This is a genomic window from Micromonospora sp. NPDC048947, assembly GCF_040649495.1.
GTDB classification, from domain to species: Bacteria; Actinomycetota; Actinomycetes; order Mycobacteriales; family Micromonosporaceae; genus Micromonospora; species Micromonospora alfalfae.
The window spans coordinates 38,718-54,768 of sequence record NZ_JBEZFO010000029.1 but is presented as its reverse complement, the minus strand read 5'-3'; the positions used below and the strand labels follow the sequence as shown (position 1 = coordinate 54,768).

Below are 16,051 nucleotides of genomic sequence, written 5' to 3'. Positions count from 1 at the left end.
AGCCATCTCGTCCCGTCACCGTAGGCACACCCGATCGAGGAGTTCCACATCATGGCCATTGAGGTTCGCATCCCCACCATCCTGCGCAGCTACACCGGCGGCGCCAAGGTCGTCGACGGCACCGGCGACACGCTCGCCGATCTGCTCACCGACCTGGATTCCCGGCACGGCGGTCTGCGCGGCCGGCTGATCACCGACGCGGGCACGCTGCACCGCTTCGTCAACGTCTACGTGAACGACGAGGACGTCCGCTTCCTCGGCGCGCTCGACGCGAAGCTCTCCGACGGCGACAGCGTCACCATCCTGCCGGCGGTGGCCGGCGGCGCGTTCGGCTTCGCCGCGGCAGCGGCGATCAGCTCGCACAGCGCGGCGGCAGCGGCGGTCAGCTCGCACAACATCAGCCCGCAGAGTGCCGTCGACGCGGTGGCCCGCGACGCCGTCGCGGCTCGCTGAGGTCGGCCGCCATGGCGCGGTACGACAGCCTGCTCGACGCCTGCGGGGGTACGCCGCTGGTCGGCCTGCCCCGGCTCTCCCCGACGGTGCCCGACGGGGCGCCTCCGGTGCGGCTCTGGGCCAAGCTGGAGGATCGCAACCCCACCGGCAGCATCAAGGACCGCGCGGCGCTGTTCATGGTCCGGGCGGCGGAGGAGGCTGGCCGGCTCCGCCCGGGTGACACCATCCTCGAGCCGACGAGTGGCAACACCGGCATCTCGTTGGCAATGGTGGCGAAGCTGCGCGGCTACCGGGTGGTCTGCGTGATGCCGGAGAACGTCTCCACCGAGCGGGTGCAACTGCTCCGGATGTACGGGGCCGAGATCATTTTCTCGCCGGCGGCGGGTGGTTCCAACCAGGCGGTCGCCACGGCGAAGCAGATCGCCGTCGAGCACCCCGACTGGGTGATGCTCTACCAGTACGGCAACGAGGCCAACGCGCGGGCGCACTACGAGACGACCGGGCCGGAGCTGCTGCACGACCTGCCCAGCATCACGCACTTCGTGGCCGGGCTGGGCACCACCGGCACCCTGATGGGCACCGGGCGTTACCTGCGGGAAAAGGTCGAGGGCATCCAGATCGTGGCCGCCGAGCCGCGCTACGGCGAGTTGGTCTACGGCCTGCGCAACATCGACGAGGGGTACGTTCCGGAGCTCTACGACGCCTCGGTGCTTTCCCGGCGGTTCTCGGTGGGCACCCGGGACGCGGTGTTGCGCACCCGCCAGCTGGTGGAGGTGGAGGGCATCTTCGCCGGGTTCTCCACCGGTGCGATCCTGCACGCCGCGCTGGCGGTGGCACACGAGGCGGTGCGCGACGGCCGGCGGGCCGATGTGGCCTTCGTGGTCTGCGACGGCGGGTGGAAGTACCTGTCCACCGGCGCGTACGGCGGCACGCTCGCCGATGCCGAGGACGCCCTGGAGGGGCAGCTCTGGGCCTGACCGATCTGGTCTGCCGATTACGGGCCGTCGACATTCGTCGACGGCCCGAGCGCTTCCCGGCGGACCGCGAGCGGGTGTCACGTTCGTGACAACTTCCGTTGGATGATTCTTGCTGCCGGATGCGCCAGCGTAGGCTGCGCAGCGTGGCGTACGCGTCGGTAGAGATCATGGCCGGGACCGTCACCGGCGCGGGTGCTACTGATAGTGACAGCGAGACCACTCGATGCGACTGACAGTTCTGGGAAGCGCCGGCAGTTTCCCTGGCCCCGAGTCGCCCTGCTCGGCTTACCTCGTCGAGGCCGACGGCTTCCGGCTCCTGGTCGACTTCGGCTCGGGGTCGCTGTCAAGCCTCCAGCGGTACGCGGGGTTGCACGCCCCGGACGCCATCCTGCTGACCCACCTGCACTGTGACCACATGTTCGACGCCGTGCTGTACGTGGTGGTGCGCCGGTACGCCCCGGACGGCCCCTACCCGGCGCTGCCGGTGTACGCGCCCGCCGGCGCGCCGGACCGGCTCAGCGCAGCGTACGGCGACGACGGCTCGGTGGAGGACGTGTACCAGTTCTACGCGCTCCAGCCGGGCACCTTTCCGATCGGCCCGTTCGCCGTCACCGTCGACCGGGTCAACCATCCCGTCGAGACGTACGGTGTGCGGCTGGAGCACGACGGCCGTTCGCTGTGCTACTCGTCGGACACCGCGCCCTGTGAGGCGCTGCTGCGGCTGGCCCAGAACGCCGACGTGTTCCTCTGCGAGGCCAGTTACCTCGACGGCATGGACAACCCGCCGGATCTGCACCTGACCGGTCGGGAGGCCGGCGAGGCGGCCACCAAGGCCGCTGTGGGTCGGCTGCTGCTCACCCACCTGGTGCCGGCCTGGGGCAGCGAAGCGCACACGTTGGAGTCGGCCGCTTCCGCGTACGCCGGGCCGCTCGAGGTGGTCCGGCCCGGCGCCAGCTACGACGTCTGACGCAGCACGCCCGGTTCGCGAGGCCGGGCCACCGTCGCCGCTTGCTCGGTGTGCACGGCGCGGGCGTTCCCCGGGGCACCGCGGGCGAGGTGGATCGCCGCACCGCATAGGGTGCAGGCATGGCGCGACCTGACGGGCGAGGGCCCTCTCAACTTCGACCGGTGACAGTGACCCGAGGCTGGAGCACCCATCCGGAGGGCTCGGTGCTCGTCGAGTTCGGCGGCACCCGGGTGCTCTGCACGGCGAGCGTCACCGAGGGGGTGCCCCGCTGGCGCAAGGGCTCCGGGCTCGGCTGGGTGACCGCCGAGTACGCGATGCTGCCCCGGGCCACGAACACCCGTTCCGACCGGGAAAGCGTCAAGGGTCGGGTCGGTGGCCGTACCCACGAGATCTCCCGGTTGATCGGCCGTAGTCTGCGGGCCAGCATCGACCTGAAGGCGCTCGGCGAGAACTCGATAGTGCTCGACTGCGACGTGCTCCAGGCCGACGGCGGCACCCGCACGGCAGCGATCACCGGCGCGTACGTCGCGTTGCACGACGCGGTGGGCTGGCTTGCCGCCCGCAAGTCGTTGGCCGGTAAGCCGGAGAAGGTGATGCACCGCTCGGTGGCGGCGGTCAGCGTGGGGATCATCTCCGGGGAGGCCCGGCTCGACCTCTGCTACGAGGAGGACGTCGCCGCCGAGGTCGACATGAACGTTGTCTGCACCGGCACTGGCGACTTCGTCGAGGTGCAGGGCACCGGCGAGGCGGGCGTGTTCGCCCGCGACCAGCTCGACGCCCTGCTCGACCTGGCCGTGGCCGGCTGCGCCGAGTTGGCCGAAGCCCAGCGGAAGGCTCTCGCGTGAGCACGAGGAAGCCTGCGAGCCCCGCAGTCGCGAACAAAGGTGTCTCAGCATGAACAAGGTCCTGCTCGCCACCCGTAACCGCAAGAAGCTGGTCGAGCTACAGCGGATTCTGGACGGCGCGCTCGGCGCGCACCGGATCGCCCTGCTCGGGTTGGACGACGTCGAGCAGTACGCGGAGCTGCCGGAGACCGGCCTGACCTTCGGCGAGAACGCGCTGATCAAGGCGCGGGAGGGCTGCCGGCAGAGCGGGCTGCCGACCATCGCTGACGACTCCGGGCTCGCTGTCGACGCGCTCAACGGCATGCCGGGGGTGTTCAGCGCCCGCTGGTCCGGCCAGCACGGCGACGACCGGGCCAACCTTCAGTTGGTGCTGGACCAGATCGGCGACGTTCCGGACGAGCAGCGGGCCGCCTCGTTCGTCTGCACTGTGGCGTTGGTGCTGCCCGGCGGCAAGGAGCACCTGGTCGACGGCCGGCAGTCCGGGCGGGTGCTGCGGGCGCCGCGCGGTGACGGCGGGTTCGGCTACGACCCGATCTTCCTGGGCGACGGACAGGACCGGACCAACGCCGAGCTGACCCCGGCGGAGAAGGACGCCATCAGTCACCGGGGCAAGGCGTTGCGCGAGCTGGCCAAACTGATCGCCAAGGTGCTGCCGCCCGCCGTTTGACGGGCGCGAGGTGCTGCCGCCCGCCGCCTGACCCGCGGCGGACGACAGCGACCCGCTGGAGATCAGCCCAGCGGGCCGACCTCCTGTTCGATGGCGGCGCGCAACTCCGGTCCGGCGACGACGGCACGTGCCGCCTCCATCACCGGGGCGAGGAACACGTCCGGGCCGGGCTCGCCGGCTGCCGCACCGAGCGCGGCGACGGCCGCCCGGCCGGCCGGGGACGGCTCCAGGGGGGCGCGCAGCTGGAGGCCGCGTACCCCGGCCAGCAGCTCCACAGCGAGCAGGCTGGTCAGGTTGTCCAGGACGGTGCGCAGCTTCTTGGCCGCCGCCCAGCCCATCGAGACGTGGTCCTCCTGCATGCCGCTGGTGGGCAGCGAGTCCACCGAGGCGGGGGCGGCCAGTCGACGGTTTTCGGCGACGATCCCGGCCGCCGTGTACTGGGCGATCATCAGCCCGGAGTTGACCCCGGCGTCGGGGGAGAGGAACGCCGGCAGTTCCCGGGAGCGGGTGACGTCGAGCAGCCGGTCCACCCGCCGCTCGGCGATCGCGCCCACCTCGGCGGCGGCGATGGCGAGGAAGTCCGCGGCGAAGCCGAGCGGTGCGCCGTGGAAGTTTCCTGTCGACTCGACCCGGCCGTCCGGCAGCACCACCGGGTTGTCCACCACTGACACCAGCTCCCGGCCGGCGACGGTGCGGACGAAGTCCAGGGTGTCGCGGGCCGCGCCGGCCACCTGCGGCGCGCAGCGCATCGAGTACGCGTCCTGCACGGCGTGCGCCAGGTCGTCGCGGTGCGAGTCCATCACCCGGGAGTCCTGCAACAGGCGGTGGATGTTCGCCGCCGACGCCGCCTGACCGGGGTGTGGTCGGATCGCGTGCAGCTCGGGCAGGAACGGCCGCTCCGAGCCGAGCATCGCCTCGATGGCCAGCGCTGCCGTCACGTCGGCCATGGCGAACAGGTGCGCCGCGTCGTGGATGGCCAGCAGCAGCATGCCGAGCATGCCGTCGGTGCCGTTGATCAGCGCCAGCCCCTCCTTGGCGGCCAGCTCGATCGGCTTGAGCCCGGCGGCTGTCAACGCGTCTGCCGCGTCCTGCCGCTCACCGGCGAGGCCGAGCACCCAGCCCTCGCCGAGCAGCACCAGCGCGCAGTGCGCCAGCGGCGCCAGGTCACCGGACGCGCCCAGCGAGCCGTGTTCCGGCACCCAGGGGGTGATGTCGTGGTTGAGCAGGTCGACAAGGGCTTCCGCCACCAGCGGCCGGACCCCGGATCGGCCCAGGGCGAGGGACCGGACCCGCAGCAGCATCATGGCCCGGACCACCTCGCGCGGCATCGGGGCGCCCACCCCGGCGGCGTGCGAGCGGATCAGCGCGTGTTGCAGCTCGGCCCGTCGCTCCGGTGCGATGAAGGTGTTGGCCAACGCGCCGAACCCGGTGGACACCCCGTAGACGGGACGGCCCGACGACTCGATGCCGTCCACGATGGCCCTGCTGGTCGCCATCGCGTCGATGGTGGCCGGGGCGAGGACGACAGTGGCGGTGCCGCGGGCCACCGCGAACACGTCGTCGGCGGAGATCCCGGTGGGCTGGATGGTCACGTGCGTCATTGCGGAACTCCGTTGCGTATTACCTGGCGGATCAGGGGGACACCGGGCCGGTAGGCAAGGTGCAGGTGTGACGGCGCGTCGAGGATGACGAGGTCGGCCCGCGCGGCGGGGGTGAGGACACCGATGTCGTCGCGGCGCAGCGCCCGCGCGCCACCGGCGGTGGCGGCCCAGACCGCCTCCGCCGGTGTCATCCGCATCTCGCGGACCGCGAGGGCCACGCAGAACGGCATCGACGAGGTGTACGACGAACCGGGGTTGCAGTCCGTCGCCAGCGCCACAGTGACACCGGCGTCGAGCAGCCGACGGGCGTCCGGGTAGGGCGAGCGGGTGGAGAACTCCGCGCCGGGCAGCAGCGTCGCCACGGTGCGGGTGCCCGACCCGTCGCTGTGGGCGGTGTCGGCCAGCGCGGCCACGTCGGCGTCGCTCAGGTGGGTGCAGTGGTCGACGCTGGCCGCGTCCAGCTCCACGCCCAACCGCACCCCGGGGCCGGGGCCGAGCTGGTTGGCGTGCAGCCGTACGCCCAGCCCGGCGGCCCGGCCGCAGGCCAGGATGGCGCGGGCGTGGTCCACGTCGAAGGCGCCCCGCTCGCAGAACACGTCGATCCACTTCGCGTACGGAGCGGCGGCGGCCAGCATCGGCCCGCAGACCAGTCCCACGTAGTCGTCGGGGCGGTCGGCGTACTCGGCGGGCACCACGTGCGCGCCCAGGAAGGTGGTCTCGGTGCTGGTCTCGGCGGCGATTCGCAGTGAGCGGGCCTCGTCGGCGACGGTCAGGCCGTACCCACTCTTGATCTCCATGGTCGTGGTGCCCTGGCGCAGCGCCTCCCCACGCAGCCGGCGCACTGTGGCGCGCAGCTGTTCGTCGGTGGCGGCCCGGGTGGCACCGACCGTGGTCCGGATGCCGCCGCCGGTGTAGGGCTGACCAGCCATCCGGGCGGCGAACTCGGCGGCCCGATCCCCGGCGAAGACGAGGTGGGCGTGGCTGTCCACGAAACCGGGCAGCACGGCGGCCCCACCGGCGTCGATGTGATGGTCGGCGGCCGGCGCGTACGCGGACTGCCCGACCCAGACCACCCGGTCCTCCTCGACCAGCAGTGCGGCGTTGCGACGGATGCCGAGCGGGCCTTCGCCGGCACCGTTGGTGACCAGCTCCCCGATGTTGTCGACAAGCAGGCTGCCGCTCATGCGGGTGTCACCGCCTCGATCGCTGACGACAGTTCGGTCGGCACGTCCACGGTCAGGTGTCGGCCCTCGGCCACCACCACCCGGCCGTCCACCACCACCTGCTCGACGTCCGCCGCGCTCGCGGCGAAGAACACGCCCACCGGCGGCACCCCGGCGGTGCGGGCGCTGTCCAGGCGTACCGTCACCAGGTCGGCGCGGGTACCCACCGAGATCCTCCCGGCGTCGGCCCAGCCCAGCGCGGCGTGCCCGGCGACGCTGGCGGTGGTCAGCAGGTCGAGCGGCGCGAAGTGACCGCGCCGGCGGGTGCGCAGCCGCTCGTCCAGCTCGACCGCCCGAGCCTCCTCGAACAGGTCGATCACGGCGTGGCTGTCGCTGCCGAGGCTCAACCGGATGCCCGCGTCGGCCATCAGCCGGGCGGGGCCGATGCCGTCGGCGAGGTCCCGTTCGGTGGTCGGGCAGAGGCACACCCCGGTCCGGCTGTCGGCGAGCAGTGACAGGTCCGCGCTGGTGGGGTGGGTGGCGTGGACGGCGGTGGTGTTCGGCCCGAGCACGCCGTGCTCGTTGAGCAGCGCGGTGGGGGAGCGCCCGTGCACGGCCCGGCACTCGTCGTTCTCGGCTGGCTGCTCGGAGAGGTGCACGTGCAGCGGCGCCTGCCGCTCCCGGGCCCAGTCGGCGACAGTGCGTAGCTGATCGGCCGGGACGGCCCGTACCGAGTGCACCGCCGCGCCGACCCGGACGTGCGGGTCCGTCGGTTGCAGCGCTGCCGCCCGCTCGGCCCAGCGGCCCGCGTCACCGTCGCCGAAGCGGCGCTGCGGCCCGGCCAGGGGCCGACCGTCCACGCTGGAGGTCAGGTAGCAGGTGTCCAGCAGTGTGAGCCGGATCCCGGCGTGCGCGGCGGCCTCCACCAGCGCCGCGCCCATCGCGTTCGGGTCGTCGTACGCGCCGCCGTCCGGTCGGTGGTGCAGGTAGTGGAACTCGCCCACGCAGGTGATCCCGGCGAGCGCCATCTCGGCGTAGACGGCCCGGGCCAGCGCGAGGTAGGTGTCCGGGTCCAACCGGTCCGCGACGGCGTACATCTGGTCCCGCCAGGTCCAGAAGTCACCCCGCCCACCGTGGGTACGCCCGCGCAGCGCCCTGTGGAAGGCGTGCGAGTGCACATTGGACAGGCCCGGCAGGGTGAGGCCTGGCAGTGGCACCGCGTCGGCGTACACCTCGACTCCGGCCGGTGGCCTGCTGCCGGGGGTCAGCGGCGTCACCGCCGTGATCCGGCCGTCCTCGACCTCGATCAGCACGTCGGGCGTGGGCTCGGCGTGCTCGGGCAGCCACGCGTACTCGGCCAGCCAGCGGGTGGTGGTCATGCCGCTCGCCTCCTTTGGAGCTGAATCGTCTGCGACATCAACGGCCGGGGTGACATCAACGGCCGGGGTGACATCAACGGCCGGGGTGACATCAACGGCCGGGGTGACATCGACGGCCGGGGTGACATCGACGGCCGGGGTGACATCAGCCGCCGGGGTGACACCCGCGGCCGGGGTGACGCCGACAGTTGGGGCTCACCGGCTGATTCGTTTACGACATCAGCTCCAAAGGACGACAACAGGAGATGCCGCACCTCGCCAGGCCGGAGACCACGCACCCACCGGCGCCGCAGCTCCGTGCCGTCCGAGAAGCGGCTCGCCACCCCGTTCACCGGCATGTCAGCTCCTCCAGCACCCGGGCCAGCGCCCGTACCCCGGCGGCGCAGTCGTCGTCGGTGGCGGCCTCGGCGGGGGAGTGCGAGACACCGGTCGGGTTGCGCACGAAGAGCATCGCGGTGGGCAGGTACGCGGCGAGTACACCGGCGTCGTGCCCCGCGCCGGTCGGCAGCACCGGCGCGTCGAGCAGTGTGGCCAGGCGGTTGGCCAGCCCGCTGTCGAAGGCGACCACCGGGGTGGCCGACTCCTCGGTGACCGTCACCGTCGTACCGTCGCGACGGGCCCGCTCGGCGAGCTTGGCGCGTACCGCGTCGACGAGCCCGGTCAGCGTCTCCGGGTCGGCCGCCCGGGCGTCCAGCCAGCCGGTCACCTTCGACGGGATCGCGTTGGTGGCGTTGGGTTCGACGGCGACCCGGCCCACAGTGGCGTGCGCGCCGCGCAGCCGGGCCTCCTTGTTCGCCGCCAGCACAGTGAACGCGTAGGTCAGCATCGGGTCGCGGCGGTCCGCCATCCGGGTGGTGCCCGCGTGGTTGCCCTCGCCGACGACGTCGAAGCGCCACCGACCGTGCGGCCAGATCGCGCTGGCCACGGCGACCGGCGCGTCGGTGTCGACGAGCGCGCGACCCTGCTCGACGTGCAACTCCACGAAGGCGCCGAACCGGCCCAGCAACTCCGGGCGGGCGCCCGCCGGCCGGTCACCGAGCGCCTCGGCGAAGCTCACCCCGGCCGCGTCGCGCAGGCCGGCCGCGCGTTCGGCAGACAGCGCCCCGGTGAGCAGCCGCGAGCCCAGACACGGTACGCCGAAGCGCGCCCCCTCCTCCTCGACGAAGGCACCCAGCACCAGCGGCCGGCCGGGGGTGACGCCCGCGGCGCGCAGCTCGTCCACGGCGAGGAACGCGCTCACGATGCCGAGCGGCCCGTCGTACGCCCCGCCGTGCGGCACCGAGTCGAAGTGACTGCCGGTGAGCACCGCGTCGGACGCTTCCGGGTCACCCCAGTGGGCGAAGAGGTTGCCGTTGCCGTCCTCGGTGACCGGCATGGCACGACGCTCGGCCTGCGCCCGGAACCAGGCGCGCAGCTCCCGCTCCGGCTCGGTCAACGCGTACCGCAGATAGCCGCCGCTGCCGGCGTCCCGTCCGACCGGCGCGATCTCGTCCCACAGCGCCCGGAACCGGGCGGAAAGGTCGTCGCTCACGCGGGTCCGCCCTCGGTCATGGGAACCCGGACGCCGGTGCGGTCGGCGACCTCGCGGGCGCTCTCGTAGCCGGCGTCGACGTGCCGGATGACGCCCATCGCCGGATCGTTGGTGAGCACCCGCTCGATCTTCTGACCGGCGAGGGCGGTGCCGTCGGCCACACACACCTGCCCGGCGTGAATCGACCGGCCGATGCCCACCCCGCCGCCGTGGTGAATGGACACCCAGGAAGCCCCGCTGGCCGTGTTGACCAGGGCGTTGAGAAGCGGCCAGTCGGCGATGGCGTCGGAGCCGTCGGCCATCCCCTCGGTCTCCCGGTACGGGCTCGCGACGCTGCCGGTGTCCAGGTGGTCCCGGCCGATCACCACCGGGGCGGAGAGTTCGCCGGAGGCGACCATGTCGTTGAACCGCACGCCCGCCCGGTCCCGTTCGCCCTGACCGAGCCAGCAGATCCGGGCCGGCAGGCCCTGGAAGGCGACCCGCTCACCGGCCAGCTTGATCCAACGGGCCAGCGACTCGTTCTCCGGGAACAGGTCGAGGATGGCCCGGTCGGTGGCCGCGATGTCAGCCGGGTCGCCGGAGAGCGCCGCCCACCGGAACGGACCCCTGCCCTCACAGAACAACGGCCGGATGTACGCGGGCACGAAGCCCGGGAAGTCGAAGGCGCGCTGATAACCGCCGAGCTGCGCCTCACCCCGGATCGAGTTGCCGTAGTCGAACACCTCGGCGCCCGCGTCGAGGAAGCCGACCATCGCCTCGACGTGCGTCGCCATCGACGCGCGGGCCCGGTCGGTGAACTCGGCCGGCTTCGCGGCGGCGTAGTCCCGGGCCTCGGCCAGGTCGACCCCCACCGGCAGGTACGCCAGTGGGTCGTGCGCGCTGGTCTGGTCGGTCACGATGTCGATCTCGACGCCCCGGTTCAGCAACTCCGGGAAAACCTCGGCGGCGTTGCCGACCACGCCCACGCTCAACGCCCGGCGCTCCCGCTTCGCGGCGCGGACCCGGGCGATCGCGTCGTCCAGGGAGTCGGCGACCTCATCCAGGTAGCGGTCCTGCACCCGACGGTCGAGCCGGGTGCGGTCCACGTCCACGATCAGGCAGACGCCGCCGTTCATCGTGACGGCGAGCGGCTGCGCGCCACCCATCCCGCCGCAGCCGGCGGTCAGCGTCAGCGTGCCGGCGAGGGTGCTCCCGAACCTCTTCGCGGCCACCGCCGCGAACGTCTCGTAGGTGCCCTGGAGGATGCCCTGGGTGCCGATGTAGATCCACGAACCGGCAGTCATCTGCCCGTACATGGTCAGGCCGAGCTGTTCGAGGCGACGGAACTCCGGCCAGGTCGCCCAGTCGCCGACCAGGTTCGAGTTGGCCAGCAGCACCCGGGGCGCCCACTCGTGGGTGCGCATCACCCCGACCGGGCGGCCCGACTGCACCAGCATCGTCTCGTCCTCGCGCAGGTCGGTCAGCGTGCGGACCAACGCGTGGTACGACGGCCAGTCCCGCGCCGCCTTGCCGGTGCCGCCGTAGACCACCAGGTCGTCGGGGCGTTCGGCCACCTCGGGGTCGAGGTTGTTCATCAACATCCGCAGGGCGCCCTCCTGCTGCCACCCGCGGGTGGTGAGCTGGCTGCCCCGTGCGGCACGAATGGGCTGGGTCATCTCTGGTTCTCCTCCGGTCAACCGAGGAACAACTGTCGGCGGGCCGCGGAGGCTTCGAACGCCTCCAGTCGGCGCTGGGTGTCGGCCGGGGTGGCGTCGCAGATCGCCTGCAACAGCACCATGGCCAGGGTCATCGGGGCGGTGTGCAGGTCGAAGACGAGTTGCGCGCCGACCGCGGCGGCGAGCACCACGTCGGCGTGCTCGGTGGCCGGGCTGACCGGGGAGTCGGTGATCGCCACCACTGTCAACCCGGCGTGGCGGGCGTCGCGCAGCGCGTCCAGGGTTTCCCGGGGGTAGCGGGGCAGCACGAAGGCCAGGACGGCGGACGCCCCGGCCTCGGCCGCCTGCTCCAGGCGGTCGGTGAGCAGGCTGCCGCCGTCGTCGAGGACCCGTACGTCCGGGTGCACCTTCGCCGCGAAGTAGGCGAAGTACGCGGCCAGCGGCGCGGCGGCGCGCAGGCCAAGCACCGGCAGTGGGCGACTCTCGGCGAGCAACCGTCCGGTCTCGGCGATCCGGTCCCGGTCGGCGAGCTGACCGGCCAGTCGCTCCAGGTTTCCCATCTCCGCGCGTACCGCCTGCTGGAGTTCGTTGCCGGCGTCCGTCGATCCGCCTGGAGTCGATCCGGTGAGGTCTCGCAGCCGGCGGCGCAGCGCCGGGTAGCCGTCGTGGCCGAGCGCGACGGCGAACCGGGTGACCGACGGCTGACTCACGCCGGCCAGCTCGGCGACCTCGGCGGCGGACAGGTATGCCACGCCGGGGGCGTGCTGCACCAGACAGTGCGCGATTCGGCGCTGGGTGGGGGTGAGTCGCACCCCTTGGAACAGGTCGAGCACCCGGTCAGCGGGTGCTGCGACAGCTCCTTCATTCATGAGCTGACTCTATGCATAGAAACTTTCATAGACAACCACCTCGGGTCACCCCCGCCCCCCGCTCAGCCGTCACGACTCGTAACATGCGGGCGTCCAGCGCGAGCAGGATCGCGCCAGCGAGAAGGAGCGTCGTGGTCGCAGTCGAGGACGCCCCGCCCATTCGCGTCACTTCGCCGGCACCCGCCCGGCGCGTCCGGGCGACGGTCGGCGAGGCGCTGCCGATCATCGCTCTCGTCGGGGCCTTCTTCGTCGTCAACGACATCCGGTCGTGGCTCACAGCCCAGTACTGGGGCGACGAGGCGTGGGTCGCGCTCTCGGTCCGTTTCCCCCTTGCCGATCTTCCGGTGACGACCTCATCGAGCCCGATCGGGTGGAGTTTCCTGCTCCGACTGGTCCCGGACATCGACCACCTCCGGGTCGTACCCCTGGGTTTCCAACTGCTGACAGTCGTCGCGGCCTACCTTCTGGGCCGCTCGCTGGCGTCCGAACGCGCTCGGGGCATCCTCATCGGCGTCGTCACCGGGCTCGCCGTCCTGCTCCTGCCGGTCCAGCAGACCCGCCACGACCTGAAGCAGTACACAGCGGACGCCGCCGTGGCGGTCTGCCTGCTCGCCCTGGCCACCTCGACGGAACGCTCCTGGTCTCGGCGACGACTCGCTGTGGTGGTGGCCGCGGTGGGCCTGGGCATGCTGCTGAGTCACACCACCGCCATCGTCGCGGTCTGCGTCCTCGGAGGGCTGCTGCTCTCCGTCGCCGTGCGCCGGGAGTGGGCGAGGACGGCCGAGGCGACCGTCGCCGGCCTGGTCGCCGGCGCGCTCGTCGCCGCCGTCTACTTCGGAGTGTCCGCCCGGGGCAACAACGACGCCATGCGGGACTACTGGGACGCCTTCCTGCCGAGCGTCTCCGAACTGCCCGCACACCTCGTGCGGCAGGCCAAGGCCCTGTCGCCGATGCTCGGCGCACCAGTGCCGATCCTCGCCGTCCTCCTCGTGCTCGGCGTCCTCACGCTGTTCCGACGCGGACACGCCGCCCCGGCGATCGCCGTCCTCCTGCTGCCGGTGGCGGCCATCGGGCTGGGGGTCGCGGGGATCTACCCCCTGCTCGACCCGCGCACGTCCCACTTCCTGATCGTGGTGGCGGGCCTGGTGGCCGGCATCGGCATCATCGGTCTGGCCGATCTGACCGTCGCCGTGGTCCGCCGCGGGCTGCCCCGGCTAGCACCGGGCGTGGTGGCCGCCGTTACCTGCGCCGTCCTGCTCGCCAGCTTCGCCGCCGTCAACCACCGCTGGTACCGCACGGACGGCGACGAACCCGGGGTCTGGCGGGCACACCAGGCCATCACCGACATCGGATCGTCGACCCGGTACGTCGCGGCTCACAAGGGACCACACGACCTCGTCGTGGTCAGTGGGCCCGCCTGGTTCGGGTTCACGCTCTACTCCGACCAGGACCCGCTGAAGCTGGTCGCGCCGGTCACCGGCACCGTCGGTTGGACCCTCACGATGCCCACCCGCGCCGATGTGATCCTCCCGAAGCCGGCCGCCGCCGACGAGCAGTCCATCAAGGACGCACTCGACGAGATTCTGGCCCAGGCCGCGAAACGGACGCCCGGCACCCGGGTCTGGCTGGTCCGTGCGTACACCCACCCGAGTGAGCCAGTGTGGCAGGCGGCGCTCGCCGACTATCACGTGCAACGCGTCACGTCCGGACCGGAGCCAGTGGTCGTGATCAGCAAGAGGTGACGGCGGCGACGAGCTGACGGGTGACCGCCGGGCGACTGACTGTGGCACCGGTCGGTACCATGCGCCTGGCGGTCGAGCGGAGGAGTTGGCATGCAGCCGGAAGGCCCCTACAGGTTCACCCACTTGCTGGGCGGTTCACCGGTGGGCAAGGCCTGGGCCGCCATCGACGAGCAGGGCCGGTTCGTGAGCGTGGCCGTGCTGGACGCCGCCGTGGCCGCCACTCCCGGATGGCGGGACGCCTTCGCCGGGATCGCTGACGCTCTCGCCCAGTCGGCCAACGGCCCCGCCTTCACGTACGCGGACTTCTCCGCCGCCGCGCCCTGGGTGGCATATCCCGCGGAGGCCGGGCCGGGCGCGGAGAAGCTGATCCGGGCGCTCGGCGTGGAGTACCACCCCGTGCCCGCCGCACCACCGCAGCCGGTGTCCGGCCCGCCCCAGCCCGTGTCTAGCCCGCCCCAGCCCGTGTCTAGCCCGCCGCAGCCGGTGTCTAGCCCGCCGCAGCCGGCTTCGAACTCGCCGCAGTCGGTGTCTGGCCCGCCGCAGTCGGTGTCTGGCCCGCCGCAGCCGATCACCGGCATGCCGCACGCGCCGTGGGCGGTTCAGGGAACTCCTATTCCTCGCCAGCCGATCCTCTCGGATCCGCACCCGGTGTCGGGCGCGCCCACGTCGGCCTTCCCCGCGTCGGGGGTGCCGGCGTCGGGGGTGCCGGCGTCGGCCTTCCCCGCGTCGGGGGTGCCGGCGTCGGGGGTGCCCGCGTCGGGGGTGCCCGCGTCGGCCGCTCCGGCCGCGTCCGACGGTGGCCCGGCATCCGGCGAGAACCTGCAGATGTCGCCCGCACAGGCCAGTCCCGCCGAGGCTCCACCGTTCAACCCGTTCGTGGCGTCGGAACGTCGAATCAAGCCCTCCGAGCCGCCGAGGCGGCCGATCGGCCTCTGGGTCGCCGTCGCCGCGCTGCTGTCGGTGGCCGCGCTCGGGGGTGGAGCGGGCCTCTGGGCCGTCTCGGCCACGACGCCCGACGAGCCGGCAGCCGCGCCCACGGCCGCCCCGACCGCCACAGCTGCGGCACCCGGGCTCGAGCCCTGGGCGGCGGCCGCACCGCGCAGCCCGGATGAGCATGCCCTCGCCACCGCCGCGCCCTCGATGGTCTTCCTCGAGGTCATCATCAGCGGGTACGCGCGCAACGCGCAGGACGGCACCCTGCTGCACGCTGAGCCCTTCACCTTCAGCCGTCGCTGCAGCGGCGTCATCGTCAACCGCGGCGGGCACGTCCTCACCAACGGCCAGTGTGTCAAGCCCTCCCCGGAAACCATGCGGGACAACGCGCTCGCTGGGCTCGCCAAGAGGCTCGTCGCCGCCGGCCAGCTGAAGCCCGCGGACGTGGACGGCTACACCAAGGGCCGTGCGGCGACCACGGTCTTCACCGGCCGCGACCGCGGCACGGAGCCCGACGCCAAGCTTTACGGACAGTTGAACGTTGCCATTGGCGACGTCACCAACGGTCCGGCGATCCCTGGCACCATCGTCCGGGCTCTCCCCCTCGCCGAGGGCAACCTGGCGCTGGTCGCGCTCGACCAGGCGGACCTTCCCGTTGCCGAACTGAACACCTCCGCCACGATCGCCCCGGATACCGCGCTGCTGATCCTCGGCTACGGCACCACCGACACCGAGTACCGCTCGGCCACCTACACCGTGCGGTCCGCACCGGTGCGGGTGACCGAAGTGGACCCCCAGTCTTCGGTCTACCGGATCAACGCGGACGTCGGGGTGTACTCGCGTGGGGGGATCGCGATCGACCAACAGGGCCGGGTGGTCGGGATGCTCGACCACGACCTGTCGCTCAGCGACGATGCGACCCGGCTCGTGGTGCCGGTTGCCACGATAAGCGGGCTGCTCGGCGCCGCCGGTATCGAGAACGGCCTCGGCGAGCCGGACCGGCTGTACCGCAGTGGCCTGGACGCCTACTTCGCCGGCGACGAGGCGAGCGCCGTGCCGCGGTTCGAGGACGTCGTGGAGCGTGTTCCCTCGAACGTCCTGGCCCGGGCGTACCGCGAGGCGGCCGCCGCGTCGGACGGCAAATCCTCCCGACCCGGCTGGGCGGTGCCGCTGCTCGTCGCCGCCGGCGTCGCGCTGGCGGGTGGGATCGGCATGCTCGTCGTGTGGCGGCGGCGCCGCAACTCCTGGTAGCGGGGGCCAGGGCCTCCG

General features: G+C 72.4%; 13 protein-coding genes. 7 read left to right on the top strand and 6 right to left on the bottom strand.

All coding sequences use genetic code 11. The annotated features are described in order from the left end of the window. The first annotated feature begins 51 nt into the window (after positions 1-51). The 5 genes from AB0B98_RS30625 to rdgB all read left to right on the top strand — a co-directional run bounded on the left by AB0B98_RS30625 (position 52) and on the right by rdgB (position 3,909). Positions 52-453 carry a MoaD/ThiS family protein gene (locus AB0B98_RS30625; RefSeq protein ID WP_357367099.1) on the top strand — a complete coding sequence of 134 codons (402 nt, stop codon included), beginning with the start codon at positions 52-54 and terminating at the stop codon, positions 451-453. 11 nt (positions 454-464) lie between these two features. Further along, on the top strand, positions 465-1,430 hold the full coding sequence (locus AB0B98_RS30620) for a cysteine synthase (RefSeq protein WP_238666474.1): 966 nt from the start codon (positions 465-467) through the stop codon (positions 1,428-1,430). 223 nt (positions 1,431-1,653) lie between these two features. Further along, entirely contained in the window at positions 1,654-2,397 is a 744-nt protein-coding gene (locus tag AB0B98_RS30615; RefSeq protein ID WP_357367097.1) for an MBL fold metallo-hydrolase, read from the top strand. 119 nt (positions 2,398-2,516) lie between these two features. Further along, positions 2,517-3,242, top strand: coding sequence for a ribonuclease PH (gene rph, locus AB0B98_RS30610; RefSeq protein WP_357367095.1), 726 nt, complete (start codon positions 2,517-2,519; stop codon positions 3,240-3,242). A 49-nt stretch (positions 3,243-3,291) separates the two neighbouring features. Continuing rightward, the gene (rdgB, locus tag AB0B98_RS30605) at positions 3,292-3,909 is read left to right on the top strand and encodes an RdgB/HAM1 family non-canonical purine NTP pyrophosphatase (protein WP_357367093.1); all 618 of its coding nucleotides are present in this window, start codon (positions 3,292-3,294) and stop codon (positions 3,907-3,909) included. A 62-nt stretch (positions 3,910-3,971) separates the two neighbouring features. Here rdgB and hutH read toward each other — a convergent pair whose 3' ends face one another. From hutH to AB0B98_RS30575, 6 genes are all read right to left on the bottom strand, one after another. Beyond that, positions 3,972-5,510: a histidine ammonia-lyase gene (gene hutH, locus AB0B98_RS30600; protein ID WP_357367091.1), complete on the bottom strand. Its 1,539-nt coding sequence runs from the start codon at positions 5,508-5,510 to the stop codon at positions 3,972-3,974. Beyond that, entirely contained in the window at positions 5,507-6,694 is a 1,188-nt protein-coding gene (gene hutI / locus AB0B98_RS30595) for an imidazolonepropionase (RefSeq protein WP_357367089.1), read from the bottom strand. Before hutI ends, hutH begins: the two co-directional genes overlap by 4 nt. Further along, entirely contained in the window at positions 6,691-8,052 is a 1,362-nt protein-coding gene (locus AB0B98_RS30590; protein ID WP_357367087.1) for a formimidoylglutamate deiminase, read from the bottom strand. The genes hutI and AB0B98_RS30590 overlap by 4 nt, the downstream gene beginning before the upstream one ends. Positions 8,053-8,380: 328 nt before the next feature. Beyond that, positions 8,381-9,583 carry an allantoate amidohydrolase gene (locus AB0B98_RS30585; protein WP_357367085.1) on the bottom strand — a complete coding sequence of 401 codons (1,203 nt, stop codon included), beginning with the start codon at positions 9,581-9,583 and terminating at the stop codon, positions 8,381-8,383. Continuing rightward, positions 9,580-11,238 carry a urocanate hydratase gene (hutU, locus tag AB0B98_RS30580; protein ID WP_357367083.1) on the bottom strand — a complete coding sequence of 553 codons (1,659 nt, stop codon included), beginning with the start codon at positions 11,236-11,238 and terminating at the stop codon, positions 9,580-9,582. Before hutU ends, AB0B98_RS30585 begins: the two co-directional genes overlap by 4 nt. A 17-nt stretch (positions 11,239-11,255) precedes the next feature. Next, the gene (locus AB0B98_RS30575) at positions 11,256-12,107 is read right to left on the bottom strand and encodes a MurR/RpiR family transcriptional regulator (RefSeq protein ID WP_238683404.1); all 852 of its coding nucleotides are present in this window, start codon (positions 12,105-12,107) and stop codon (positions 11,256-11,258) included. Positions 12,108-12,238: 131 nt separating this feature from the next. On the opposite strand from AB0B98_RS30575, the gene AB0B98_RS30570 reads away from it, so the two are divergent. Both AB0B98_RS30570 and AB0B98_RS30565 read left to right on the top strand, forming a co-directional pair. After that, on the top strand, positions 12,239-13,849 hold the full coding sequence (locus AB0B98_RS30570) for a DUF6541 family protein (RefSeq protein ID WP_357367082.1): 1,611 nt from the start codon (positions 12,239-12,241) through the stop codon (positions 13,847-13,849). A gap of 90 nt (positions 13,850-13,939) precedes the next feature. Beyond that, positions 13,940-16,033 (top strand): trypsin-like peptidase domain-containing protein, encoded by a 2,094-nt coding sequence (locus AB0B98_RS30565; RefSeq protein ID WP_357367081.1) that lies wholly within the window; start codon positions 13,940-13,942, stop codon positions 16,031-16,033. Positions 16,034-16,051: the final 18 nt, after the last annotated feature.